The organism is Spiroplasma gladiatoris, assembly GCF_004379335.1.
Taxonomy (GTDB): Bacteria; Bacillota_I; Bacilli_A; order Mycoplasmatales; family Mycoplasmataceae; genus Spiroplasma_A; species Spiroplasma_A gladiatoris.
The window spans coordinates 317455-344125 of the sequence record NZ_CP038013.1 but is presented as its reverse complement, the minus strand read 5'-3'; the positions used below and the strand labels follow the sequence as shown (position 1 = coordinate 344125).

Annotated in this window: 31 protein-coding genes and 1 riboswitch; of the genes, 4 read left to right on the top strand and 27 right to left on the bottom strand. The window is 25.5% G+C overall.

The features are described 5' to 3' along the window. Window positions 1-32: 32 nt before the first annotated feature. Genes SGLAD_RS01610 through SGLAD_RS01590 form a run of 5 tightly spaced genes read right to left on the bottom strand, consistent with a single transcriptional unit; the run spans window position 33 to window position 4020 of the window. On the bottom strand, window positions 33-311 hold the full coding sequence (locus tag SGLAD_RS01610) for an HU family DNA-binding protein (protein WP_134297298.1): 279 nt from the start codon (window positions 309-311) through the stop codon (window positions 33-35). A gap of 20 nt (window positions 312-331) precedes the next feature. Further along, window positions 332-1336, bottom strand: a complete 1005-nt coding sequence (locus SGLAD_RS01605; protein WP_134297297.1) for an NAD(P)H-dependent glycerol-3-phosphate dehydrogenase — start codon at window positions 1334-1336, stop codon at window positions 332-334. A 2-nt stretch (window positions 1337-1338) separates the two neighbouring features. After that, window positions 1339-2649, bottom strand: coding sequence for a ribosome biogenesis GTPase Der (der, locus tag SGLAD_RS01600; protein ID WP_134297296.1), 1311 nt, complete (start codon window positions 2647-2649; stop codon window positions 1339-1341). Between the two features lie 13 nt (window positions 2650-2662). After that, a complete protein-coding gene (gene cmk, locus SGLAD_RS01595) occupies window positions 2663-3328 on the bottom strand; it encodes a (d)CMP kinase (protein WP_134297295.1) in 666 nt (221 codons plus the stop codon). A 14-nt stretch (window positions 3329-3342) separates the two neighbouring features. Continuing rightward, the gene (locus SGLAD_RS01590; protein ID WP_134297294.1) at window positions 3343-4020 is read right to left on the bottom strand and encodes a hypothetical protein; all 678 of its coding nucleotides are present in this window, start codon (window positions 4018-4020) and stop codon (window positions 3343-3345) included. An 89-nt stretch (window positions 4021-4109) separates the two neighbouring features. Here SGLAD_RS01590 and SGLAD_RS01585 point away from each other — a divergent pair, with 89 nt between their 5' ends. Next, window positions 4110-4295, top strand: coding sequence for a ferredoxin (locus SGLAD_RS01585; protein WP_134297293.1), 186 nt, complete (start codon window positions 4110-4112; stop codon window positions 4293-4295). 20 nt (window positions 4296-4315) lie between these two features. On the opposite strand, the gene SGLAD_RS01580 is transcribed toward SGLAD_RS01585, so the two are convergent. From SGLAD_RS01580 to SGLAD_RS01565, 4 genes are all read right to left on the bottom strand, one after another. Next, entirely contained in the window at window positions 4316-4756 is a 441-nt protein-coding gene (locus SGLAD_RS01580; protein ID WP_134297292.1) for a hypothetical protein, read from the bottom strand. 104 nt (window positions 4757-4860) lie between these two features. Further along, window positions 4861-5871, bottom strand: a complete 1011-nt coding sequence (gene mreB / locus SGLAD_RS01575) for a rod shape-determining protein (protein ID WP_134297291.1) — start codon at window positions 5869-5871, stop codon at window positions 4861-4863. 112 nt (window positions 5872-5983) lie between these two features. Beyond that, window positions 5984-6832 carry an ECF transporter S component gene (locus SGLAD_RS01570; RefSeq protein WP_134297290.1) on the bottom strand — a complete coding sequence of 283 codons (849 nt, stop codon included), beginning with the start codon at window positions 6830-6832 and terminating at the stop codon, window positions 5984-5986. A gap of 45 nt (window positions 6833-6877) precedes the next feature. Further along, window positions 6878-7573 carry a hypothetical protein gene (locus SGLAD_RS01565; protein ID WP_134297289.1) on the bottom strand — a complete coding sequence of 232 codons (696 nt, stop codon included), beginning with the start codon at window positions 7571-7573 and terminating at the stop codon, window positions 6878-6880. Between the two features lie 74 nt (window positions 7574-7647). Here SGLAD_RS01565 and SGLAD_RS01560 point away from each other — a divergent pair, with 74 nt between their 5' ends. After that, window positions 7648-8211 carry an inorganic diphosphatase gene (locus tag SGLAD_RS01560; protein ID WP_134297288.1) on the top strand — a complete coding sequence of 188 codons (564 nt, stop codon included), beginning with the start codon at window positions 7648-7650 and terminating at the stop codon, window positions 8209-8211. Window positions 8212-8272: 61 nt separating this feature from the next. Here the strand turns inward: SGLAD_RS01560 and SGLAD_RS01555 are convergent, their stop codons facing one another. The 8 genes from SGLAD_RS01555 to SGLAD_RS01520 form a co-directional block, all read right to left on the bottom strand. Continuing rightward, window positions 8273-9025, bottom strand: coding sequence for a hypothetical protein (locus SGLAD_RS01555; protein WP_134297287.1), 753 nt, complete (start codon window positions 9023-9025; stop codon window positions 8273-8275). An 81-nt stretch (window positions 9026-9106) separates the two neighbouring features. Further along, complete coding sequence (locus SGLAD_RS01550; protein WP_134297286.1) at window positions 9107-10126, bottom strand: fructose-bisphosphatase class II; 1020 nt, start codon at window positions 10124-10126, stop codon at window positions 9107-9109. 57 nt (window positions 10127-10183) lie between these two features. Then, window positions 10184-10900, bottom strand: a complete 717-nt coding sequence (locus SGLAD_RS01545) for a YebC/PmpR family DNA-binding transcriptional regulator (RefSeq protein WP_134297285.1) — start codon at window positions 10898-10900, stop codon at window positions 10184-10186. Between the two features lie 58 nt (window positions 10901-10958). Continuing rightward, entirely contained in the window at window positions 10959-11573 is a 615-nt protein-coding gene (locus SGLAD_RS01540) for a deoxynucleoside kinase (protein ID WP_134297284.1), read from the bottom strand. A gap of 2 nt (window positions 11574-11575) precedes the next feature. After that, entirely contained in the window at window positions 11576-12319 is a 744-nt protein-coding gene (locus SGLAD_RS01535; protein ID WP_134297283.1) for a pseudouridine synthase, read from the bottom strand. A 3-nt stretch (window positions 12320-12322) separates the two neighbouring features. Then, complete coding sequence (gene scpB / locus SGLAD_RS01530) at window positions 12323-12877, bottom strand: SMC-Scp complex subunit ScpB (RefSeq protein WP_134297282.1); 555 nt, start codon at window positions 12875-12877, stop codon at window positions 12323-12325. A 1-nt stretch (window position 12878) separates the two neighbouring features. Next, window positions 12879-13631, bottom strand: a complete 753-nt coding sequence (locus tag SGLAD_RS01525) for a segregation and condensation protein A (RefSeq protein WP_134297281.1) — start codon at window positions 13629-13631, stop codon at window positions 12879-12881. Then, on the bottom strand, window positions 13632-14483 hold the full coding sequence (locus SGLAD_RS01520; protein WP_134297280.1) for a hypothetical protein: 852 nt from the start codon (window positions 14481-14483) through the stop codon (window positions 13632-13634). A gap of 94 nt (window positions 14484-14577) precedes the next feature. On the opposite strand from SGLAD_RS01520, the gene ispG reads away from it, so the two are divergent. After that, on the top strand, window positions 14578-15654 hold the full coding sequence (gene ispG, locus SGLAD_RS01515) for a flavodoxin-dependent (E)-4-hydroxy-3-methylbut-2-enyl-diphosphate synthase (protein ID WP_134297279.1): 1077 nt from the start codon (window positions 14578-14580) through the stop codon (window positions 15652-15654). 11 nt (window positions 15655-15665) lie between these two features. Here ispG and SGLAD_RS01510 read toward each other — a convergent pair whose 3' ends face one another. Beyond that, on the bottom strand, window positions 15666-17150 hold the full coding sequence (locus SGLAD_RS01510) for an MFS transporter (protein WP_134297278.1): 1485 nt from the start codon (window positions 17148-17150) through the stop codon (window positions 15666-15668). Window positions 17151-17211: 61 nt separating this feature from the next. Continuing rightward, window positions 17212-19119 carry a hypothetical protein gene (locus SGLAD_RS01505; RefSeq protein ID WP_134297277.1) on the bottom strand — a complete coding sequence of 636 codons (1908 nt, stop codon included), beginning with the start codon at window positions 19117-19119 and terminating at the stop codon, window positions 17212-17214. Window positions 19120-19335: 216 nt separating this feature from the next. Here SGLAD_RS01505 and SGLAD_RS01500 point away from each other — a divergent pair, with 216 nt between their 5' ends. Further along, window positions 19336-19797 (top strand): ASCH domain-containing protein, encoded by a 462-nt coding sequence (locus tag SGLAD_RS01500; protein ID WP_134297276.1) that lies wholly within the window; start codon window positions 19336-19338, stop codon window positions 19795-19797. Between the two features lie 67 nt (window positions 19798-19864). Here SGLAD_RS01500 and frr read toward each other — a convergent pair whose 3' ends face one another. From frr to rpsB, 8 genes are all read right to left on the bottom strand, one after another. Further along, window positions 19865-20410: a ribosome recycling factor gene (gene frr / locus SGLAD_RS01495; RefSeq protein ID WP_134297275.1), complete on the bottom strand. Its 546-nt coding sequence runs from the start codon at window positions 20408-20410 to the stop codon at window positions 19865-19867. 14 nt (window positions 20411-20424) lie between these two features. Further along, window positions 20425-21141, bottom strand: coding sequence for a UMP kinase (pyrH, locus tag SGLAD_RS01490; protein ID WP_134297274.1), 717 nt, complete (start codon window positions 21139-21141; stop codon window positions 20425-20427). A 124-nt stretch (window positions 21142-21265) separates the two neighbouring features. After that, window positions 21266-22282 carry an ABC transporter permease gene (locus SGLAD_RS01485; protein WP_134297273.1) on the bottom strand — a complete coding sequence of 339 codons (1017 nt, stop codon included), beginning with the start codon at window positions 22280-22282 and terminating at the stop codon, window positions 21266-21268. Window positions 22283-22368: 86 nt separating this feature from the next. Then, window positions 22369-22851 (bottom strand): ATP-binding cassette domain-containing protein, encoded by a 483-nt coding sequence (locus SGLAD_RS01480; protein ID WP_134297272.1) that lies wholly within the window; start codon window positions 22849-22851, stop codon window positions 22369-22371. A gap of 25 nt (window positions 22852-22876) precedes the next feature. Continuing rightward, on the bottom strand, window positions 22877-23857 hold the full coding sequence (locus SGLAD_RS01475; RefSeq protein ID WP_166739151.1) for an energy-coupled thiamine transporter ThiT: 981 nt from the start codon (window positions 23855-23857) through the stop codon (window positions 22877-22879). Window positions 23858-23880: 23 nt separating this feature from the next. Then, window positions 23881-23971, bottom strand: a riboswitch (TPP riboswitch). A 49-nt stretch (window positions 23972-24020) separates the two neighbouring features. Beyond that, complete coding sequence (locus SGLAD_RS01470) at window positions 24021-24824, bottom strand: hypothetical protein (protein WP_134297270.1); 804 nt, start codon at window positions 24822-24824, stop codon at window positions 24021-24023. A gap of 11 nt (window positions 24825-24835) precedes the next feature. Further along, window positions 24836-25705 (bottom strand): translation elongation factor Ts, encoded by an 870-nt coding sequence (tsf, locus tag SGLAD_RS01465; RefSeq protein ID WP_134297269.1) that lies wholly within the window; start codon window positions 25703-25705, stop codon window positions 24836-24838. Window positions 25706-25717: 12 nt separating this feature from the next. Further along, window positions 25718-26581, bottom strand: a complete 864-nt coding sequence (rpsB, locus tag SGLAD_RS01460) for a 30S ribosomal protein S2 (protein WP_134297268.1) — start codon at window positions 26579-26581, stop codon at window positions 25718-25720. Window positions 26582-26671: the final 90 nt, after the last annotated feature.

The window sequence follows — 26671 nt, the reverse complement described above, 5'->3', positions numbered from 1 at the left end:
TGCTAAGCAACTCTTATTTAAATTGTAACTAATTATTTTTTAGCTACTGCTTCTTTAAGTTGTTTTGCAACTTTAAACTTAGCAACTGTTGTTGCTTCAATTTTAATTTTTTCCCCTGTTGAAGGATTAACACCTTCTCTTGCAGCACGGTCTGCAGTAGCGAATTTTCCAAATCCGGCAATAGCAACTTCTTCACCATTAACTAAACTACTTGCAATAGCATCAAAAATGAAGTTAACCATTTTTTCACCATCAGCTTTTGATTGGTTAAATTCTGAAGCTAATTTATCAGACAATTCTTTTTTTGTCATCTTGTATCTACCCCTTATATCTATACTACCTTTGCGTATTTAAAAAAATCATTGATTAACACACTAGGCTTACCCTTATTGTATAGTATTTTATACATTATTTCAAATAATGGTGATGAAATTTTTAGTTTTTTAACTATCTTAAACGCGATTTCACAAGTTTTAACGCCTTCAACTGTATTTTTATGATATCTTAAAACGGCAGCTGCATCGTCTTTTTGAGCTATTTGAACACCTAATGAAAAGTTTCTAGATTTTTGAGAACTTGCTGTTAAAATTAAATCTCCTAAAGTTGCAAAATTCATAAAAGTTTCTAATTTAGCTCCATAAGATTTAGCTATGTTAAATATTTCAGCATTTCCAATTGTTATTAGTGATGCTTTTGCATTATCTGCAGCACCAAATCCATGTAATATGCCACTAGCTATTGCTACAGTATTTTTTAAAGCTGCAGCTATTTCACAACCAACTAAGTCAGTAGTTGATTTTACAATAAAGTAATTATTTGTAAATAATTCAGCAATATAATTTGCAGTTTCTAGATCACTATTACAACTCATAACACAAGTTGGTTTTCTCATAATAACTTCAATTGCAACAGAAGGACCATAAATTGCACCAAAAGATTTCATTATATTGCTATATTTTAATTTATTGATAATATGTTTGCTAAGTACATCTAAACTGTTTTCATCTAAACCCTTTGCAACATTTATTATATGCATTTCTCTTTTACCAAATTTTATAATTTTATCAACAGCATCATCAATAGCAAAAGTTGGAGTTGATAAAATTACAACTTGCGCTTCTTTCATTGCCAATTCAATATCTGTTGTTGCTCTAATGTTATTGTTAATTAATAAGTCTTGAAAAAATCTTGTGTTTAAATGATTTGTATTTATATCGTGAACTTGCATATTGTCAATACCATACATAATAACTTCATGTCCATTATCAGCTAATACATTGGCAAGAACTGTACCATATGCACCTGTACCAATAATTGTTACTTTTGTTTTTTTCATCTTTATTTCCTTTCTCTAAATATTATTTTTATAGGAACACCGCTAAAATCAAATTGTGATCTTATTTGATTTTCTAAAAATCTTTTATATGAGAAATGTACATAACTTGGGTTATTTACAAATAATACAAATGTTGGCAAATAAGCTTCAACTTGTGAAGAGTAATAAATTTTAAGTCTTCCACCATTATGATTTGGAGCAGGATTAATTAATTGTGCCTTATTAAAAACTTCATTTAAGATACTAGTTCTAATTCGTTTTTTTAGATTCTTTTTAATTAATTCAATCGCATCAAATATTTTATTAACTCTTTTGTTTTCTTTTGCAGAAACAAATAAAACGCTTGCATAATTTAAATATTTAAAGTAGGCTTTTATTTCTTCTTCTTTTTTAAACATTGTGTTTGTGTTTTTTTCAACTAAATCTCATTTATTACCAATTATTATTATAGGTTTACTTTCATCAAAAGCAAATCCTCCAATATTAGTGTCATGATCACTTATGGGAACACTAGAGTCAAGCATAAGTAAAACTATATCTGATTTATTAATTGATGTTAGAGACCTTAAATAACTATATTTTTCTAAATTTTCATAAATTTTCCCTTTTTTTCTCATTCCTGCTGTATCAATAATTGTATAGTTTTGACCATTTACTTTAATTAAAGAGTCCACACTATCAACAGTTGTTCCGGGAATATCTGAAACTATCATTCTAGTTTCTCCAACCAATGAGTTTACTAAACTTGATTTTCCAACATTTGGTCTTCCAACAATTGCTAGTTTAGTGTTATTTTCTAAATCGTTATCATTAAAACTAGGTAATTTTTCAATTATACAATCTAGTAAATCACCAATCCCAATACCGTGAGAAGAAGATATTAAATATGGTTCGCCAAAACCAAACGACATATAATTATATGCTTCATCAAAAGTTTCTTTTTTATCATATTTGTTTATAGCTAAGATTATTGGTTTTTTTGTTTTATAAAGTATTTTTGCCACTGCTTCATCTTCTAAAGTAATTCCTTCTTTAAAATTTAATGTAAACACTATTACATCCGCTTCTTTCATAGCTATTTCTGCTTGCATCTTGATTTCTTTTGCAAACGCACTATCTTGAAGTGTTATACCACCAGTATCAACTACAATAAAAGGTCTTGTTAATCACTCAGCATTACCATACATTCTATCTCTAGTAACTCCGGGTTTATCTTCTACAATTGCTTTTTTTTCTTTTATTATTCTATTAAAAAGAGTCGACTTACCAACATTTGGCCTTCCAACAATTGCAACAACACCTTTTCTTGACATATAATACCTCCTATTAAATTATAGTTTCTATTTTATTTTTTATTAATTCTACAACTTGATCAATTTCTAAATTACTTGTATCAATTACTCATGCATCTTTTGCTATAAGTAAAGGACTATTTTTTCGGTTTTTATCTCATTCATCTCTTTGGTTTATTTGTCTTAAAATATCTTCATAATCATTAGGAGTTATATTGTTTTTTTTATTTTGCAAAAATCTTCTTTCGGCACGCTTTTCTGCAGAACAATCTAGATAAATTTTTAAATCAGCATTTGGTAAAACAACAGTTGTTATATCTCTACCAACCATAACTTTTCCACCATCTTCTGCCATTTTTCTTTGTAAATTTACCATTTTTTCACGGACTTTATCAATTTTTGCTATATATTTTATATTTTCTGCAACATCATAGTCAGATAAAAAACTTGTATAGTTTTTATTATTAATAAATACGTCGTTATTTAATTTATATTCACAATTAAAGTTTTGTAATTGATTTACAATTTGTTTTTCGTTAAAAAAATCTACATTGTTTTCTAAACATAATTTTGTAAACGCTCTATACATTAGTCCTGTATCAATAAAATGTAAACCTAATTGCTCTGCTACTTTCATTAATACAGAGCTTTTTCCACTACTCGCAGTTCCATCAACTGCAATATTAATTTTTGATTTCACTACTTAGTTACTCCTTAAACAAAAAATGGAATTATTAATACTATTATCATTAATAGAAAAAATACTACAAATGCTCAAATTATTTTTTTAAATCTTCTTTTTTTGCTATATGTCACTCAAGCTTTATTAACTCTTTTTTGACCAATTTCAAGTCTTTCTTCAACAGATCTTATCATTTGTAATGTTGGTCTAGTATCTGCATTTCTAACTTGTTGAACTGTTGACATAGAAATGTCATGAGCAGGGTCTTTTAAGTTTCTTTGCTTTTCTTTAAACTTATCAATATTTAGCATAAAGATGTTTTCATTTTGCTTTAATCCTTCACAATAACTTAAATATTTTGGAGATTTAACTTGAAATTCTTCATAGTCGTTAATATTGACAAGCGGTTTTTTATTTACTGTTTGTTTAATTTTTTTTAAATTTGCAATTTCTTGTTTTATTTCAAATCTAATTTCTTCAGATATTAAACTATTTGATTTATCTTTATCTAAAAAAGGCTTTTCCATTTGATGGTTTTTGTCAAACTCATCTAATTTTTCTTTAAAAAAATTTAAATCGATTAGTTTTAATCTTTCAAAAGTAGAATAAATTAATGACTTCTCATCTTGTTGTTGTTTTTTATAAACAATTTCATTTCTTATTTGAATGTGTAGTTTTTTATTTCTTTCCATTCTTGAAAGTTCAGCCACTAATTTCACCTCTTAATCTTTTAATATTATAAATTATTTCATTAGAATTTAAAATTTTTGTTATTATATTATAAATAGGAGAAAAATTTATGAAAAAAACTTGAGTAGATAAAGGTCTTTGCATTGGATGTGAAGCTTGCGTTAGCGTTGATGAAGATGATGTTTTATTTATGGACGAAGATGGTTTGGCAGAAGCAAAAGAAAATAATAAAGAATTAAAAACTTGTCAAATGGTATGTCCGACCGGAGCGATCAAAATTGGAGATAAAGAATAATTAGGAAGCTAATTATTTTTTTATTTATTAAATGATTGACTAAATTTTTCTTTAAAAGCTTTTGTTAAGTCATCAGCAATATTAATAATGTCGTTTTGTTTACTTCTTGAATAATAAATAATACCTAAAATATAACAAGGAATAAATAATATTGCTCCAATAGCAAATGTAGATATTAAAAAAAAGATTAAAATTATATTTGCTTGGATTTTTCCTCAAAAATCTAAAATAGTTAATAACATATATAAAATTAAAAAACCTACACCAATAAATTGAAAGCTTAATGTAATAACTGTTATAGCTATTTTGCCATTACTATTAATTGAAGAAAATTTCTCCATACTAAAAAAGATTACAAAAAAATATATTAAACCAAAAATAGTCAACATTTGAAGAATTGTTGCTATTATGCTATATATTAAAAGTGATTTATAAATTTTATCGTTTTTATTTTTTGACATATTAACACCTAGTGTTATTATATCTTCTTTTCTAAAGGAAAACATAATTAAAAAACACAAAAAAAATCAAGCCAATTTTATTTAAGTGACTTGAAAATTATTTTTTATTTTCTTAAAATTTGTCTTAATTCATCATAGATATTTTCTTCATATTTTTTTGTACCATTTATAACAGCTAATAGAGGTTGTTGACCAACTTTTGCTGGTAATTGTAAAGTATCTCCAAAATATTTATCAATACCTTTTATTAAAGCAGTACCACCACAAAGAGTTAATCCATTTCTGAAAATGTCTCCTGCTAATTCTGGTGGAGTTTCTTCTAACACTCTAACAGTTAAATCAATAATTTTTGAAAGTGAAATTTTTAAAACTTCTCTTATTTCAGGAGGAGTAATTTCTATTTCTCTAGGCAATCCAGAAACTACGTCACGTCCATAAACCTTCATAGATTTTTCATCAGGATATTTAGCTAATGAACCCATTTGAATTTTTACAGTTTCAGCAGTCTTAATTCCAACTTCCATTCCATATTGTGATCTAATAAATTTTAAAATTTCTTCATTTAAAGTGTTACCAGCAATTTTAATTGATTTAGATGAAACAATATCTCCTGAAGCAATTACAGCAACATCAGTTGTTCCTCCACCCATATCAATAACTAATTGTCCTGTTGGCGCTTCAATATTTACACCACCACCAAGAGCAGCCATTTTAACTTCTTCTTCAACAAATACATGAGTTGCTCCTAAATTAGTTGCTATTTTTTTTAGCGCACTTTTTTCAAGTTCTGTAATAACTGATGGACAAGCCAACAACATAACTGAACCTTGTAAAGTTTTATCTAATCTTAATCTGTTAAAAATATAATTTAATTGTGCTTGAGTTGCTTTGATATCTGTAATAACACCATCAACCATAGGACGAACAATTCTAAGATTTTTGTTCCCTTTACCAATCATTTTATAAGCTTCATCCCCTACAGCCACTATTTTATTTTCTTTAATTTTATATGCTACAATTGAAGGTTCGTTATATACAATACCTTGTCCAGAAATATAAACAAGTGTATATGCTGTTCCTAAATCTAATGATACATATAATGGTTTCTTTGCCATGAATAATATCCTCCAATTTCATCGTAATTAATAAAGAAATTTAACTACACTCTCATTTTATCAAAAAAAACTTGTCTTTATTATTTTTCCTAAAAAAACAAGTTTTATAATTTTATCTGTATCTGTGATTAATTTTTTTAATTTGAGGTTCAAGTAACACAAATGCTAATCCACAAGCTGTAAATCTTACTAGTTCAAATCCAAAAATAATAGCGCTATAAGTTCATAATTTTTCTTTAAATAAATCTCATTCGTCACCATGAGCTTCATGATCGTGACCTTCATGATGATCAATTAATTTATTTATAATATTTTCATCATCATGATCGTGATGTTCGTGACTTGCACTTTGATCTGAAACATAAATAATTAAAATTGTAAACAATGTGTAGATAATAACTGATACAGGTATGAACCCTAATAAAGACATATATCTTTTAAAAATTCCTTTTTTTGGATCTTTATGTATATATGAGTTTCTAAAAATTACATAAAAGAATAATCATAAAATTCAAACAACTGAAAAGTATCCAAATGAATCTACTAAGTGAGTTAATGGCGGATGATCTCCATCCATTAACATATGAATTCATGGTGTAATGAAAGCTAATAAACTTGCAAACACAGGTCCAATACATGAAATTGATAAACAAATTATTAATATATCAAAGTATCTAATTGATAATATTATTTCGTTTAATGGTAATTTGAAAATTCTTTCTCCAAACATATCAATAGCACTTCCGATACAAGCTAATGCTAAAAACATTCCTGAAGCTGTTATTCTATAAATTAAATTTTTCTTAGAAGAATAAATACTGTTTTTAAATTTAAATTCTTCTTCTGTAATATCGTCATGATTTCCTTTTGCATCAAAGTGGTGTTGGTCGTGATAATGATCACCTTTAACATCATCTTTGTTATGCTCAGGAATCTCATGGTTTAAATCTTTTTTTTCCATAAATAAGTTCCTTCTATAATAACATCTAAATTATAACATTTATAATTAAGAAAAAACTCTTTTTTTGTAAATTATTTTAATAGTTTCATAGAAAGTTAAAAACAATCAGAAGTTAACAACATATTTAATTAAATTAAAAAATATTAAAAGTCCTGCAAAAGCTCAATTTTTAAGATTTTGAATTGCTTCAACTCCAAAATATGTACTATATAAATCTAAAATAAAACTAAAGTTTAAAAATATATTTCATACACCTGTTAAAAGCGATACTAATATTGCTACAAAAATAAACTTAATATGAAATTTCATTTTTCCTACTTCGTCGTTTTTTAATTGAAAAATAAAACTAAGACCAATAAATGTTGCTAATGCAAATAAATCACTTAGATTCATCGATGTCATACCTATTGGTTCTGCATTTGGATCAATCCCTGCATAGCGTAATCAAGTAGTTGGAGTTATAATTAGTAACGCATAAAAACCATTAACAAGTTTTCAAGCTATTAAATAAGTTAAAAAACTTATTTCAACTCTTAAAAATCCAGCCATTGTAAATGGAGCTAAAGCATAAACGCTAATTAGAGATAATAAAATATTCAAAGCAACTATAACCCCAAGAATTGAAACTTTATATGGGGTCAATTTAAAATAAGTTTTTCAGTTTCTTGTTTGAAATGTACCTAGTTCAATTTCCTCAATAATTTTTTTATCAACATTACTTACTTTATTATTATTTTTCATTTCTATTTTCCTTTTTTTTATTATAAATATACAAACATTTTACTATAAAATGAATATGTAAAAGGAGAAATAAAATGAAAAATAATATTATAGAAATGATAGTGGAAATTCCAAAAGGTAGTTCTAATAAATATGAATATGATATAAACACTAAATCAATAAGTCTTGATAGAGTATTATACGGGGCAAACTTTTATCCAGGTGAATATGGATTTATTGATGAAACTTTAGATTGAGACGGAGATCCTCTTGATGTAATAAGCTTAGTAACATACCCTACTATGCCAGGTGTTAAAGTTAACATTCGTATTTTAGGTTCTATAAAAATGATAGATGCAGGAGAAATTGATACTAAATTATTTGGAGTATTTAATGATGATCCTAGATTTAATGCCTATCAAACATTAAGAGACGTGCCTCAACATTTAAAAGACGAAATAGAAAATTTCTTCTTGCAATATAAAGCATTACAAAAAAAAGAAGTGAAAATAAATGGTTGAGGTGATTTAGATCATGCTATCAACGAAATTAAAGAATGTAAAGAAAGATATCAAGAATATAAAGAAAGATATTCTAAACCGGGAGGTAAAGAAGAAATTCTTGCCGAATGAAAAGAAAAAGGTTTAGGTCAAGGTTAAAAAATACTCAAATATATAAACTTAGAAAATAAATTCTATAGTTTTATATTTGAGTATTTTTTTATAATAATGTGAATGGTCCTAAAAATTTCATATTTGAAGTTTTTTTATTAAACATAAAAGTATTAAAAAATAGTTTATCAATTTTTATAGAATGAACTCTTGCAGCGCCAATATCTGACTTATAACCTACACAGTTTTCATCAACAAATTTTACAATATCTCTTTCGTATAATGTTTCAATATTTATTTTTTGTTTTGTTGCAAAATATAAAGATGAAATGTAAAAAATAAATAATATTATTACAAACATATCTAGGATAAAGTATTTACCTAAAAATTCAAAAATGCTTCCATAATAATCAGCTGACGATAAAACATATTTATTTAAAATAATTAAAATAATATTTAAAACAAAAAACAATAAATATGCAAATATAAAAAATGTTGGCAAAACTTGAGCTATTAAGTTAAATCTTTTTACATATTTATCTTTTTGATAAATTTTTGAACTATATCAAATACTTCCAAGTAAATAATCTAATTCATATCCAACACTTGGCATAATCCATTTAGGAATATCAATTTGTTTTTTATTTTTATTCAACATTTTTGTAACTCTTATATAAGAATTATGATCTCCATAAATTACTTTTAGATCATCTATTTTTAAATGCTCTAAAAATTTTGAAATAATTTCATTAATTTTTGAAGTAGATATATTTATATCAGCAGAGTTAATATTTATAATCTTTGCATTTGAATATATAAATGTGTCAAAAATTTTTATTGTTATTAAACAAGCGATTGTCAATGCACTTGCAACATATATTAATATATCGATAGCAATCTACTCCTTTTTACTTTTTATATTATAACAAATCAACATTATATATTATCTTTTGTATTTATCAAATATTGATTTAATACCCGGTTTTAAAGCATTTACTTTTTTTATGTCATATACAGATTTAATATTTCTTGCAATACCATGACTAGCCATAAATGCATTAACATAAAACTTTCCGTTTTTATAATCAATTGGTTTTAAAGAACCACCAGCAGTGATACCTGCTGCAAAAAATCTAGCTCTTGGGTCTGAAATTAAATCCAAATCATCAAGTATAGTATTTTCGTCAATGTTATGTTTTTCTAGTCAAGCATTTTCAATTTGACTTCTTAATTCAGTTTCTTTTTCATTTTCTCATATTGTTTTATAGTGCACTAACTTTGATTGCATTTTACATCCAGATGCAATTGAAAGAGCTGCCATTAAAACTCCTTCTGGCGCACCACCAATCCCATATACAAAATCAGCTTCGCCATTAACAACATCTATTGCTGCAAGAACATCTCCGTCCTGAATCATTCTAACAATCACACCCATCTCGCTTAATTTTTCTATTATATTATTATGTCTTGGTTTATCTAAAATGATGCATTTTAAATCTCTTCTTCCTGAAAAAATTTGCATATCTTTTACAACTTCAACTATTCCTTTGTTAAGGTTAATTAAATCTCTAAACTCATCACTTACAAATAATTTTTCCATATACATCTCTGGTAATTGAAGTTGTGTATTTTCTCTTGATATAGCAATAGCAGCAACACTTCCTGCAAAATTATATGCTGCAGGATAAGTTCCTTCAACAGGATCAACTGACATATCATAAATTTTTGCATCAGGATTTTGTAAGTCACCTAAAATTTGGCCAACATAAAGCATTGGTGCTTCATCCAATTCCCCTTCACCGTTAACAACTTTTAGTCTAAAATCTTTTTCATTTTTAAGAATCACTTCGAGTGCTTCAACAGCTGCTTGATCTATTAAATTTTTATCTTTTTTACCAATATATTTGTGTGTTGCAAGCGCAGCTACTTCAACAGCTCTCAATAAAATAATATCTCTATTCATCTTTATTTCTCCAATGATTTTATTATAGCAAAATAAAAACTATGTTTTTAACATAGTCTAGTCTTCAACATTGTGATAAACGTTTTGAACATCTTCTAGTTCGTTTAATTTATTAATTAGTTTTTCAAATTTTACAGCTTCTTCTTGATCGCTAATTTTTATATTTTCGTCTGCTAACATAGTTATTTCTGCCATTTTATATTCTTTTATATTAGCATTATCTAATGCTTGCTTCACATTGTTAAAAGCATTAAAAGGAGCATAAACAACTGTTAAACCTTCTTCATCAACAACATCATTTACTTCACATTCAATTTCCATAAGTAATTCTAAAACTTCTTCTACGTTTTTACCTTCAAAAGCAAATACACTTGTTGTTTGAAATGAGTGCGATACAGCACCTGCATTTGCAAGTTTTCCACCATTTTTGTTAAATGCATCTCTAATTTCTGCAATAGCTCTGTTAACATTTGTAGTCAAAGAATCAACTATTATCATTGAATTACCAGGACCATAACCTTCATAACGATTTGATGTATAACTTTCTGCATCTCCACCAGCTGCTCTTTTGATTGCTCTTTGAATGACATCTGCTGGAACTTGTTTTGATTTTGCTTTATCAATAGCACTTCTTAATGCTAAATTAGAATCTGGATCTGTACTACCAGATTTTGCTGCCATATAAATTTCTTTTGCTGCTCTTCCATAAATCGCTGACTTCATAGCAGCGGTTTTTTCCATGCTTTGTTTTCTAACTTCGTGCGCTCTTCCCATAAAAATCCTCTTTACTAATATTTAACATTTTACAACATTTTAAAATTTAATTAAACTATTAATTGTTATCTTTTAACATTTGTGAAACTTTTTTTTCTAATTTATTTAATTTATTTTCTAAATTGTCATCATTACCATTGATAACAAAAAAATTAAAGTTTTTTTTAAAATAACCAAAAAAGTGTTCATAGTTTTTATTTAATGTTTCTCAATATTTTTCGTTAATTTCAATTTCTTCTTTTCTGCCTCTAGCTTTAATTCTTTCTAGTGACTTTTGATCACTAACTTTTAAATAAATAACTAAATCAAAGTTTGTAGTTTGAGCTAAATTTGGTAGAACAATAGTATTAAACAAATCTAAATATGTTTGATAATCAACTTTGTTCATATAATTCATATCCAATTTTGTTTTTGTAAATACTAAATCTTCTAAGATTGTTCTATCAAATATAATATTGAAATTGTTTTTTGTTTCAATTAATTGTTTTGCTCTTGCAGATAACATATAAATTTGAATTTTAAAAGCTTGATTTTTCATATCTTCATAATGCTTTTCAAAATATGGGCAATCATAAATTGGTTCTAAAACTATTGAATGATTTATAGTTTTTGCAAATCTTTGTATTAAAGTTGTTTTGCCAGAACCAACCGTTCCAAAAAAAGCAATCCTCATAACTATGAACGCTTTTTAGAAGTTGAATTATATAGTCCATAAAATTGTTTTACTTCATGAGGTTTTAGAGTTCTAAAACTTCCAACTTCTAAGTCATTTACTTCTAAAAATTCAATTTGTGTTCTTTTTAATTTTTTTAAATAAATGTCTGCTGCAATTAACATTTTTTTAACATGATGTTTTTTCCCTTCTGCTATTGTTAATTCAATTATTGATTCATCAAATTTAGGATCATATTTTATTAAATTTGCATAAATTGCTTTAGTTTTATAATCATCATCAATTATTACTCCTTTAATAAGTTCTTTAACTTGAGTTTTAGAAACAGAACCTTTACATAAAGCTTGATAAGTTTTTCTAAATTCATATCTTGGATGCATTACAAAATTAGCAAATTCCCCATCATTAGTCATTAATAAAGCACCGCTTACATCATAATCTAATCTTCCTACAGGAAAAACTCTTTCCTTAGTGTTTTTAAAATAATCTGCAACGGTTGGTCTTCCTTTTGGATCTTTCATTGTAGTTAAAACTAATCTTGGTTTATTAAATAAATAATATACTTTGTCTACTTCTTTTTTGACTATTTTATTATCGATTATAATCTCTACATTATTTTCAAAAGATTTTCCTAGTTCATTTATTAAAACTCCGTTAACTTTTACTCTTCCTTGTGAAATTAAATATTCAGCTTGCCTTCTTGAACAATATCCTCTTGATGCTATTATTTTTTGTAATCTTTCCATTTTTTACCTTCCAAATATGTCTTGTTCTTTTTCGTTTTGTTCTTTTAGTTTTGGTAAATCATCTAAACTATTTAAATTAAAATATTTTAAAAAATTGTCTGTAACTTTATATAAAGTTGGTTTTCCAACTTCGTTACTTTTCCCGGCCTCACTAATCATACCTCTTAATTTAAGTTTATAAAAAATAGAATCTGAGTTTACCCCTCTAATATTTTCTACATCAGCTCTTGTAATCGGTCCTTTGTAAGCAATTATTGATAGAGTTTCTATACTTGCTGTAGAAAGTTTAGTTTCAGTCTTAATGTTAGATAACTTTATGAAATAATCTACATTTTCTTTTTTAGTTATCATTCGATATTTGACTTTTGCAAATCTTTGAATATCAAGACCAGATGACATATCATTTTGATATTTTTCAATTAGCTGTGTAATAATTTGTTCTACTAAATTACTATCATTTATTTCTAAAATTAATTTAATATCATCAAGACTTGCACCTTCATCACCATTTATAAAAAGTAGTCCTTCTACTATAGACATCTCTTTTTTTAAATCCATTTTATTCTCCTTCTCAAATATTTTCAATAATTATTTCTTCACCTTCTTGATGAATGTAAATAACTTTTTTAGATGCTAGATCAAGTACAGCCATGAAAGTTGCGACTAACATTCTTAGTGAAAAATCTTTTTTTTCGATTAAATCTTCTAACTTTATTTTTTCAATTTGATGTTTTAATAAATATTTTTTAATTTCTGCTGCTATTTCTTCAGGAGAAATTTCAGTTGTTGTTAATGTATTTGTTTCTAATGTTCTAAATTTTGATTTTTCAATTGCTTTTAAAAATATTTTTGAAAATTTATCAAGATCAATATTATTAGGAGCCAGCGGTAATTTATCATCGTCAATTTTTGTAATTTTAATTATACTTTTTGATTTGCTCAAAGCTTTTAAACCGTGACTTTGTTGTTGTTTAAAAAAATCAGTAACTTCTTTAATTTTATGATATTCTAAAAGTCTAGAAAGAAGTTCATCTCTTTTGTCTTCTTCATAACTTGAGTCAATATTTATTTCTTCTTTTGGAATTAAAAATTTAGATTTTAACTCAATTAAATAAGCTGCCATAACTAAATATTCACTAGCTATTTCTATATCTTGATTAACAAATTTTTTTATATATTCTACATATTGATTTGATAAATCTAATAAATTTATTTCTAAAATACTAATTTTTTTTTCTTTTACCATATGCAATAAAAGATCAAGTGGACCTGTAAAATTATCAAGTTCAATTTGGTTAAAACGTTCTTTCAACTATTCCACCCTTTCTTTTTTTTCTAAGTTTTCTAAGGTATTTCTTATTTCTGATTCTGTTTGAATAGTTTTATTTAAAACTAACATTATTCTTCCAATTATTATAAATAAAAGTTCTATTAAAAACGTAATGTTATATTTTTCTGTTGGGTCTGCAAAATCATGTTCTAAGGTGTTTCTTAGTTTTCTAACAAAATGTCACGCCTTAGAATAAGTAATTAGCTCAATTGTATCATTTAAATTTTGGTAAGCCATTGTATTCTTACATAAAAAAGATATATCTTTTGGAAAGTCTTTAAAAAATTTTAATGACATTTCACTCACATCAACTTTATTGTGTTGTAAATATCTTTCGTTTAAGTGTCTTGCTATATATGTAAATTTATCAAAAACACTATAAAGATATTTAAAAGTTTCATTTTGTTGATGGAATTCTATTGTATTAATTCCATATAAATTTTGATAATCACTTAAGCTTTCAATTTTATAAGTTTTTTCCAATATATATCTTACCGTACTTTTAATTTCTATAAATATTGACAAGTCAAAAGTTCCAGAATCGCTATATAATGCTTTTTCGATTGCTCTTTTACAATTAGATAAATAATCATGTAAGTTTTTTTGTGATAAATCAATTTCTGGCTTTGTTATTTTTAAATCAATGAATCTAGAGCTTTTTTCTTGATTTCTAATTAACTTTTCAGCAATTATGTCTTGTTTAAAAAATGTATCATCAATATATTCACCAATTACATCTAAATAGGTTTCAAATTCTTTAAATGAAGTGTATGATTTTTTAGATAATATTTTATTAATTTCAACAATATCTTTTAATGTTATTTTATCCGCCATAATTACACCCCACTTTTTTTATTATATATTAAATATTTGTTTCTTTTCTTGTATGGTATTATTTTTAATAGGAGTTTTAGAAAGATTAATAAACATGATAAATAGAGAAAATACAAAAAAGGTTTTTGTTGGAAATGTTCAAATTGGTGGAAACAACAAAGTTGTTATCCAGTCAATGACAACTTCAAAAACACATAATGTAGAAGAAACAATCAAACAAATTAATCAATTATATAATGAAGGATGCGAAATTGTAAGAGTAGCTGTATTAGGAATTAACGATGCCAATTGTTTAGCAGAAATTGTTAAAAAAAGTCCTATTCCCGTTGTTGCTGATATTCATTTTAATTATAAATTTGCTTTAATAGCTGCAGATGCTGGTTGTGCAAAAATTAGAATAAATCCTGGAAACATTGGAATTGAAGAAAATACAATTGCAGTTGTAAATAAATGCAAAGAAAAAAAAATTCCTATAAGAATTGGTATAAATTCAGGGAGTTTACCAAAAAAATTAGTTGAAAAATATGGTTGAACTTCAAAGTGTATGGTTGAAGCGCTAAGAGAACATATTGAAATTTTAGAAAAACTAGAATTTTATGACATTATATACTCATTAAAAGCGACAGATCCACTTATGGCTATTGAAGCTTATAGTTTGGCAAGTGAAATTTGAAATTATCCCGCTCACATCGGTATAACAGAAGCTGGAAGTTTATTAAACGGAGCAATTAAATCAAGTTTTGGAATTGGATATCTATTATATAGCGGAATTGGTTCTACTATAAGAATTAGTTTAAGCGAAGACCCAATTATGGAAATTAAAGTGGCAAAAAAATTACTAAATTCAATGGGCTTGTATGAAAATATTGTAGAAGTTATTGCTTGTCCAACTTGCGGAAGGTTAGAATTTGGATTAAAAGATGTTGTTAATGAAGTTGAAGAATTTGTTGAAGAATTAAAGTTTCCATTAAAAATTGCGATTTTAGGATGTGTGGTTAATGGCCCTGGCGAAGCTAGTCAAGCAGATATTGGTATTGCCGGAGGAAGAAATGGTGGAATAATTTTTAAAAAAGGAAAAATTTTTAAAACAGTAGAACAAGAAAAACTTGTTCCTGAATTAAAAGAACTAATACTTGAATACTACGATAGTTGAAAAAATCAGCAAAGTTAATTGCTGATTTTTTAATTTTTAATTTTTAATTTTGTTACATCAATTTGAGTTTTAGTTTTTTGAATAACTCGCTTTTTCAAAATACTTTTTAAATTTTGAGTTGCTAATCTATAATTAACAAAATCAGCAATTAATTTTTTACTTGTATAATAATAAATTAATATCATTATAAATACTATTACAGCACAAATAGAAAAAGTTATTGATAATATATTTCCATAACCTGTCAAATTTTCTCTAAGAGTTTCATGATTATTAATATCAAAAATATCATCTAAACTTTTAAATATTGAAGTATGATCTTTAATTAATGCTCCTTCTGTTGTTTCAATAATTACTTTTCCTAAAAATAACGCAGTTCCAAAGAAACCCGTTACTGGATTTGAAGGCGCTCTATAATTTCAAAACATACAAAATGAAAATAATGTATAAATAATTTGATTGTAAAATATTCCAATAAAAATATTTAATACTATAAAAATATAGGGATTACTTGTAAAAGCTAGTATAGAATACATAATTGCTAAACCAAATAAATTAATCATTAGAAAATATCTTTGACCAAAATATTTTAAAAGATACTTAAAGATAAAGTATGAGACCAATAAAGAAGGGATAACAGAAGCATAATCAAAAACCCTTATTAAAGTTTGAATTTCTTCTTTTAAATAACCACTCTCTAGTAGTTTTAAACTCATAAATGTTTTTGTAGTTAAAGAATTAGATAGAGAATATGTTAATGAAATTAATAATGTTAAAAAATAAATAATTAAAAAGTTTCAATTATTTTTTTTAGGAAGTTGAATTATTACTTCTTGATCAAATGATCCAGATAAATTTTTATTTTCTTTAAAATAAGTTAAACTAAATATTAAAACAAAAAGCCCTGCTAAAATAACAAATATATTAAAAAATAAATAGTTATTCAACTTTAAAACTTCTGTTTCTAAGCTACAAAAATAAATTCCTAAAATACTTCCGACTCCAATAAAAATGTAACAAATCCAAGTTACTGGTAATGTGTTAATTCGATAATAATGTTGCTCATTTAAAATTAAATTATGAATTGTAGATGTTGACAACAAAATCGCATAAATAATTGATAAAAAAATGATAAAGACTTTGTCAATTTGTATGGAACTTAATAAAATTCCTATTAATATTAGCAAACTATATGAAATTGTTGTTCATAATTTTCTTAGTTTTATAAAACCAGTTAAAAATGTTGCCAATGGTTTAAAAATTAACACAAAAAAACTTGAACCAAACAATATCATCAATATATAGCTAATTGAGCTTAAGCTTTGAAATGAACTAGCTGCATAATTGGTAAGTTGATATCCAATAACAGAAACTGCAAATCAAAAAATCGTTATTTCAATTAAAAATAAGTATGTTCTTTTTTTAATTTTTTCTTTATAAATCACAAAACCAACTATAAAAAAGCTTGCAATCAAAAAAATTGGCATCATTATTATCAAATCTCAATTTTGCATATTTTCTCCTTTAAAAAATCTTATTTTATTTTAATACAAAAGATAAAAAAATACCCCCAATTTAATGCGGGATATTAATTGTTTGCTCTTTTTCTTCTTTATTACTGCTACTTTTTGAATAATTTAAGTCTTTTTTTAGTCTTTTAATATCATTATGAATTTTTATAATATAAGTACTTGATTCATTATTGTATTCTTGAATCTGCTCAATTATTTCCATTTTATTTTGTAACTCAAAATTATAATAAGCTATTTTTTTGTATTGTTTATCACTTATGCTGATTAGATAAACCAATGCATAAATCATTAAAGTTAAAAATCAAATTGGTGTTAGAATTATTAAAAATAAATCAGCAACAAAATATACTTTTTGCTCTATAAAAGAATTTTGATCTAAAATGTAAAGGTGTAAAACTTTTTCTAATATAGAATTAAAGTTAAACTCTTTTAATTCTAAATAAGCAAAACTTGATTTCATAAAAATCCCAATAATTGGTAATATAAAAGAAATTGTAAAAATAGCTATTAAAAAACCTGTCATCAATTTAAACTTTTTATAAGTTTTAGATTCCTTTAATAAATTTTTGTTTTGTTTTGAATTTAAACCAAAAATTGTATTTTCATTTTTCTCTTGATTTGTTTTAAAGTTATTTTTAATGTTTTCAGATATTTTTTGTTGTTTATTAAAACTTTCTAGTAATTTTTTGGTATTTAAAGGTCCTGTTGTTAAAGCGTCAAAGTGTTTTTCTTTGTGTTTTTTTGCTTTTCCTACAAGTCCTTCTAATATCAATTTATCTGTTTTAGTATCTAGTTCAGCAGTTTCTAAAGATTCTTCAAAAGGAACTTCAGGTTTTTGAACATTTTTTGAGTAATCATAAATGTTTGGGTCTGCCATAGTTTTTTTGAAATTTATTGGTTCTATTTTTTTGTTTTCAAGATTATTTTTAGACGTAGTAGAATATAAGCTATTTAAAGTACTTTTATTACCATCTCTTAAACTTTCAAAACTTTTTTTATAAAAAACAGGTGAATCATACGTATTTTCTTTTTTAGTAAATACATTATCAGTACTATTTTGTAAACCGTTATTATTTAATAAACTTAATTTTTCATTAACCTCTGTTATGTTTGGTTTAATAATTTCGTCATTAATTTGTTGGTTAATGTAATTTAGATTAACATTATTTATTTTTGTCTGAGTTTGATTATTTTGCAAAGCATTATTAATTTTAATACTATCATTTTGAGTGAAATTATTATTAAATTGAATTTCTTCACTTTTTAAAATATTTTCATTAATATTTTGATTTTCAATCTGGCTCGTATTTTTGTAATCATTTAAAACATTTACATTATTATTGTTATTTCTTACTCTAGAGGGCATGATTTTTGGACCTTCATATAGGTTGTTTAAATCATTATTGTCATTTCTTCTTTCTTTTTTCAAAATTCCAATTGGTTGCATGTTACTTAAAGTGTCGTCAACTGGATTTGAATTTACAAATGCCATAGTGTTTTCGTTTAAACTTTTATTTGTTATATGCACATTAGTTTCAGGAGGTTGAAAAATTTCTTGTTCTCTTACAAAATTATTTTCTTGATTATTTTCTTTTATCGAATCATATTCTTCAATACTTTTTAATGAGTTATCAATTTCTATTTCTTCAATGTCAAATAAAGAATCTTCTTCACCAAAATCAAAAAATTCATCAGAGTCATCATCTCCAACACTTTTAAATAAAGATTGAATATATTGTGTATCTTCTAAAGTTTCTTTTTTATCATCTTTTATAGGTTTTATTTCAACTTCTCTTACAATATTTGAATTAACATTAATAATTTCTTGACTTAAAACGTTTTTAATTTTTAGAAAAGTCAGTTGCCCTTCTGATATTTCTTTAGTTTTAATGTCTATAATTACTCAATTTTCATCATTATAAGATACTAATGCCCCTAATTTATAGCCCATAATTAGCACCTCTATCTTTTATTTTTTAAATATCAATATTATTATTAACTAATTTTACTTAATTGTAAAGTAAAATTAAAAATTATGTTTTTTTAAGTATAGAAAATAAATTTTTAAGTTATTTTCTTTGTAATAAGTTTGAATTATTGTTATACACTTATTACAATTAGAAATAATTAATATATAAGTTTGTTATATTTAAAAAGGAAGTAAGGAATGAATAAAAAAATAGAAGATTTTTGATTAGAATTTATTGACAAAAATAATTTAGAAAAAATTATAAAATATAGTGAGTACTTTTATTTTGGTCATACAGAAGAATTAGCAAATAATTTATTAGAACTTGTTTTGTCAGGTAAGAAAAAAGCAACTTCATCAGTTTTAAAACAGTTTGAAATTGAAAAAGAAAGTCTACCAGAAATAGGAGAATATTCTATTGTTACTGATTATTACAATAATCCAAGATGTGTAATTAGAACAACAAACGTTAGACTTATAAAATACAAAAATATGACTTTTGAAATTTGTAAATTAGAAGGTGAAGATAAAAATTTAGAATCTTGAAATTATAATCACGAGCTATTTTTAAAGCGAATTGCAAAAGAAAATAATTTTGAATTTAATGATGAATTAATAATAGTGTTTGAAGAGTTTGAATTAGTTTATAAAAAAAGTTAAAAAAGTAAGTCACTTTAAAAAATCTTTGATTTCTTAAAGTGACTTACTTTTTTTGTTGTTTATATAGTTATAATGTCATTAAATCTTTTTCTTTTTCTTTGAAAATATTATCTAAATTTAAAATGTATTTATCTGTTAATTTTTGAACTTCTTGTTCACCATAAGATTTATCATCTTCATTTAATTCAGATTTTTTTATTTTATCATTTGCATCTCTTCTAGAGTTTCTAATTCTAATTTTAAAAGTTTCTAATTCTTTGTGAACTTTTTTTACTAAATCTTTTCTTACTTCTTCAGTTAATTGAGGAATTATAATTCTAATTAAATCCCCTTCACTCATTGGATTTAAACCAAGATCGGCTTTATTAATTGCCGCAACCACATTTGGAAGTTGTCCTCTATCATAAGGTTTAACAATTAATTGTTGTGGTTCAGGAGATGTAATTTGACTAGTTTGATCAATAGGAGTTGGTGATCCATAAAAATCAACTATAACACTTTTTAACATTCCAGCATTAGCTCTTCCCGTTCTAACTTTTGATAAATAATTTTGAAATGAATCAATAACTTCTTCCATTTCCAATTGTGTATTTTCTAATATATTTTTTAACATATTTTATTCCCCTCTTATTTAATATATGTTGCTTCTAATTGACCATGGGCAATTTTTTTAATATTGTCTTGTCCATTCATATCAAAAACAACAATTTCTAATTTTCCATCTTTTGCTAAACTTGCAGCTGTTGAATCCATAACTTGTAAGTTTTTAACCACTAAATCATGAAATGATAAATCTGGTAAAAATTTTGCATCAGGGTTAGTATTTGGATCTGAATCATAAACTCCTTTTGTACCATTTTTTGCCATCAATAAAGCATCAGCTTTAATTTCTATACCTCTAATGCAAGCTCCTGTGTCTGTTGTAAAATAACTAAATCCAGTTCCCCCTGCAAATATTACAATATATCCTTCATCTAACTTTTCTCTTGCGTTACGATAATTATAATTACTTGTTACAGTTCTAATTTCTAAAGAAGAATAAACTTTAACTTTTTCAAACCCCATTTTTTTTATAGTTGCTTCAAATGCTAAAGCGTTCATAATAGTTGCAAACATTCCCATATAGTCAGCATCAATTCTTTGAAGTTCTAATGTCCCAGCTAATTTTCCTCTTCAAATATTTCCTCCTCCAACAACAACTCCAACTTGTAAGCCTTCTCTTGTTAAATCTATTACTTGTCTTGCGATGTCTTCTAATTTTTCTTTAGCATAAATTTCTTCTGAGCTTCCCTTTAATGCTTCTCCTGAAATTTTTAATAATACACGTTTAAATTTTAATGCCATATCTACCTCACTAAAAAGATTATAACAAAATTGTATTTTTTAAATTAAAAAATAAATAAATGCTAAAAAAATAAGTTTATAAACTTATTTTTTTTATATTGATTAAGACTCTCATTTTAGTTTTTTAGAAGTAATTGTTATAAATATAATTATAATTAAACACGAAACACATAAAAATCTTATAATCAAAAGTTAATTTTCCAGCTCAAGCTTCATTAAAAGGTTCCATGCAATATTTAAACGGATTTAAATATGTTGCGTATTTTAAAACATCACTCGACAAAATAAAATCAATAGGTAAAAAAGACCCTCCTAGAAAGGCAATTGGTAAATATAAAATATTTGCAACAGCAACATAATCAGTTGTTGATTTAAATAAACTTGATAATAACATCCCTAAAGATATTGATCCCAACAAAATTATTAATAAAAATATTAAAGCATAAGGAGTTTGATAAGGTGTTGCTATTTCTTTTCAACCATAACTAGAGCCAAACATTATTCCAGCTCATAGTAATGTTCAAAAAAAAGTTATAACCATAAATATTGTTCCTATCGTAATTACTGTTAATACAAAAAATAATGGTTTAATATTTGTTGCTCCTATTCGTTTTAATAAAACACTATTTTTAAATTCTATGATTGTTTGGGGAATTACAAAAATTCCTGTTGCAATAATTTGTGTTATTGATATTGACCCAATTATATTATGCAATAAACTATATTCTGTGTCTCCTAGGTTGTTACTTAACATCTTACCTTTAAAAACAAATCCTTCTATAAACAACATAATTATTGGAAAACCAAATAAAAAGAATGGTTGTACAATACTCTTAAAATAGTATTTTATGAGTAAATTAATTAAGGGTAAGTTTTTACCTTTATTATTTGCTTTATTGATTATTTTATCAAACTTATTTTTATTATTTTTTGTATTATTTTTTTGTTCTTTTAATTTTGACAATTCATAATCTTTTGCTTTTTGTTCTTTGAAATTTTTTCAAGTGTAATTGTGAACAAATTTATATTCTTTTACAAGATCACTTACATTTCCATAGTCTTTTATTTCACCATTATGAATATAAATAAATTTATTACACAACTCTTCAATTTCACTCATCATGTACGTAACAAGGACCATAGCTTTATTTTCATTAACAACTTTTTCTTTAATGTAATCAAAAATTTCACTTCTAACTTCAATATCAAGACCTGTTGAAATTTCATCTAAAATACAACATCTGAATTATGAATTAAACTTAATAGAATGTTAACTCTTTGTTGTTGTCCACCGCTTAAATTTGCTAAAAATTTATTTTTAAAAGCACTGATCTGATATATATTTAAAATTTTATCTAACTCTGATTCACTCATTTCAATATCAAATGTTTCTAAATAATATTTGATCATATCAAAAACAGTTATTCCTGCAGGATATTTAGATTCTTGAAACTGCAATCCAATTATTATGTTATCTTGCCTGAAAATTTTACCATTTGTTGGTTTTCTTATGTTTCCAAGTATTTCACTTAAAGTGGGCTTTCCTCCACCATTGGCTCCAATTATTCCAATTCTATCGCCATAATTTATTTCAAAATTAATATTTTTTAATGCAACCTTATTTTTATATTTTTTAGTTACATTTGTTAATTTTATCAATGGTATAGTTTTATCAAGTTCTTTTTTAATTTCTTTTATTTTTTCTTTCATTTTAAAACCTCTAAAAAAATATAAACTAATTATAACTATTTAGTTTTTTTAACTCCACTTTGTTTTTTATATAAGTTAATGTTTTACATATAACAGGAACAAGTATTTGTAAAGTAACATAATCTGTAATTGTGTTAAATGAGTTGTAAATTGCAGAATATCCTCATCTTCCTTCTCATAAAAATGAATAATATACATCATCTCCAAGCGCAGCTGGATTTAATCAATATAAAACTCCAGATAACACTCTACTACCATAGAGAACAAATATCGGTGATATTACAAATATCAATCAACTAAATATTTGATAATATTTATTTTTTATTTCATTTTTCGGAACAAAAAAACCTGCTACAAAAAAACCAACAATTGGTATGAAATAATCAAATAAGTATTGAACAAAAGTATGAATTGCTGTACCAGGCATAATTGTAGTTAAACAAGCTGCTAACAAGCAAAGTGTAAACGAAGCAGATAGTGATAATATATATGCTCCAAAATACAATATAATATATTTAATTGAAATTGTAATTCAAAATGGCATCTGTGGAATAAATCCAGTTATAAAACTAATTAATAAATATAAACAAAGCAGCAGAGCTATCAATGTTATGTCTATAATTTTTCACTTTTTAAAAAATTTGAAATCAATTTTTAATTTTTGATATCCTGTTTTTGTTATTAAATATAAAGAAAAAATTAATCCTTCAATACTAAATGTTAAAAATGAAAATAGTATTAGCTTATTTTTATTTTCATAATCATATATAAAATAAATCAAAAAAGATATTGCTAATAATATAAAAGTTACAATTATTGAAATAAAAGCAAAATATATTAGTCCTTTTTGACTATTATTTAAAGCAATGATATTACCTTCATCATCATATTGACTAGCGTCTAAAACTTTAATCATATAATAAATTAACAAACCTATTAGTAAAATTGTTTTAATGCTTGTAAGCACTGTCAAAATAATATTAGCTATTTTTTTATTTTTTTCCATGAACTCCTCCATGAAAAAAGCAGATTAAAAAATCAAGGACTTCCTACGCTAGTATTAACTAGATCAGGTTCAAAGAGTATTTCTCAAACTTTATAGTTACCTCTGCCTTTTTCAACTTAATTTTATAACAAAAAAAACCTATAATAGGTTTTTTTAAAAGTTATTAGTCTTCGAACTCGTCATCTTTAAAAATAGATTTTTCATTATCTTTTAAATCAGTTGCACCATTATCGACTTGTTCAAGATTATTATCTTCAACAATTGTATTTGAGTTTTCTTCAACAATTGTATTTGAATCTGCTTGAATAGGTTCTTGAACTTCGTCTAATGAACCTCCCATTTTCAATTCGATACTTTTTGCTTTAAAGAAATCAGCTTGACTTCCTTCAACAACTTCTATACCTTCAATAGGAGCGTTAGCGAATATAAATGTACCTGTAGATGATAAAGCAGGAATAGCAATTTTTTTAAGACTTGTTTTTCCCTCAGTGTAATTTATATAAATATTTCCTTTTGACATATCATTTACAATGTTAATAATTTTTTGTTTTTTAATACCTTTATCAAAAATATACAATTTATCCTCTGTGAAGAATACTCAAACTCTTTGAGGTAAAAAGAATAATAAAGTAAATCAAGTAATAATCAGCGCAAAGCATAATCCAATAAATACTCAAGCTAATGTTAATGCAAGATCATAATTATCTGCTAACATTGACTTTCCAAAGTACATTAATCAACCAGCGATTGTGGGGATTAAAGTGACTCCTTGTAATGAAAGAATTATTGAAATTCATGATTTGCTAACTTTTTTTCTTTTATCTTCTATTTTTTTAAATTTAAATAATATAAATAATGTATATATTGTTGGTATTATAACAACTGCTAATTGAACAATTAGAATTAATAAAATATTTTTTTTATCTAATTCTCCAATTCCAACTCATCTACTATCTGCTAATAACATTTTTTACTCACTTAACCTTTCAATTGTGCTGCAACTTCTGCTGCAAAATCAGTAACTACTTTTTCAATTCCTTCTCCAACTTCAAATCTATACATAGTTTTTAAAGTTGCTTTTTTGGATTTGATAAAGTTTCCTACTGATTGTTTTTCATCTTTTACAAAACTTTGTTCAAGTAATGTAACTTCTGCAAGCTTTTTATTTAACTTACCTTCTAAAATTCCTTTTGCTATTTTTTCATCTTTTCCAGTTAAATCTGTGTTTTCTTTAATTATATGCATCTCTACATCTTTAAAGTCCTGTGGAACTTCATCTTTTGATAAGTATTTTGGAGCCATTGCAGCAACATGCATACATACATCATAAGCATCTTCTGAAGAAATATCTCCCTCAAACTGAAGCAATACTGATATACGACTATTTGCATGATTATAAACAGCCGTTGTTCCATCGTTAACTGCAGCAAATCTTCTTAGTTCAATTTTTTCACCAATTGTTGCTGTTGCATTTAAGCAAGCTTCTTTAATAGTCCCATTGCTAATCTTAACTTCTAAAGCTTCTTCTAGAGAATTAGCTTCAGAAGTAATTAGCGCTTCTCCCATTTCTTTAATAAGGTTCATAAATTTTTCATTTTTTGAAACGAAATCAGTTTCGGAATTAACTTCAAAAACTATTCCTCTTTTACCATTAGTTTTTGCAAAAGCAACACCTTCAGCTGCAACGCGATCTGATTTTTTAGCTGCTTTAACTAAGCCGTTTTCTCTTAATCAAACAATTGCTTCATCGATTACACCATTAGTTGCTTCAAGAGCTTTTTTACAATCCATCATTCCAGCTGATGTTAATTCTCTTAATTCTTTTATTTGTTGTGGGTTTACTGCCATAAATTTACCTCCTTATTCACTTTCTTTTTTTGAAGCTTCAGATTTTTTAGAATCTTCTAATGCTGCTGCTTTTTTTGATGCATCATGATCATCATCAAATCTTCTTTGAGGTCTTGAATCACCATATCTTTGATTTTGTTGATTTTCTTCTCTTTTTTGAGCAACAACTTTTAAACTACTTGGTTGTAATTTTAATCCAGCTGCATCACCATATACATCAACAACATAATTAATAATTATGTTGATTGATTCTTGAATATCGTCATTTGCAGGAATTACAAAATCCACTAAGTCTGGATCAACATTTGTATCACAAATTCCAATAATTGGAATTCTTAATTTTCTTGCTTCTTTAACTGCAATTTCATCATTTTTAGGATCAATTACAAACATTGCAGCAGGTAGTTTGTGCATTTGTTTGATTCCACCTAAAGTTTTTTCTAATTTAGCTTTTTCTTTTTTTATTAAAATTTGTTCTTTTTTTGGTCTTAAATTAATTTTCCCAGTTTTTTCTTCATTTTCAATATCTCATAGAGCTTTAATTCTCAATGAAATAGTTTTCATATTTGTTAATGTTCCACCCAATCATCTAGAGTTTACAAAGAAGTTTCCACTTCTTAAAGCCGCTTCTTTAACTGCGTTTCTTGCAGTTTTTTTTGTTCCTACAAAAATTATTTTTTCTTTTTTAGTCCCAATTGATGTAACTAGTTTTTTTACATCCTCTAATTTTCTTAAAGTTTTTTGTAAATCAATAACATGATTTTTATTTTTTTCTCCATAAATATATGGTTTCATTTTAGGATTTCAACGCTTTGTTTGGTGACCAAAATGTGCACCTGCATCTCAAAGCTGATCTCTTGTTAAGTCTTTTGCCATTTTTATCCTGCCTTCTATTTTTATTCGTTAAACTTCCAAATGGTTCTAAAACTTACCACCTATAAATAATTAAAATAATAGGCACTAGGT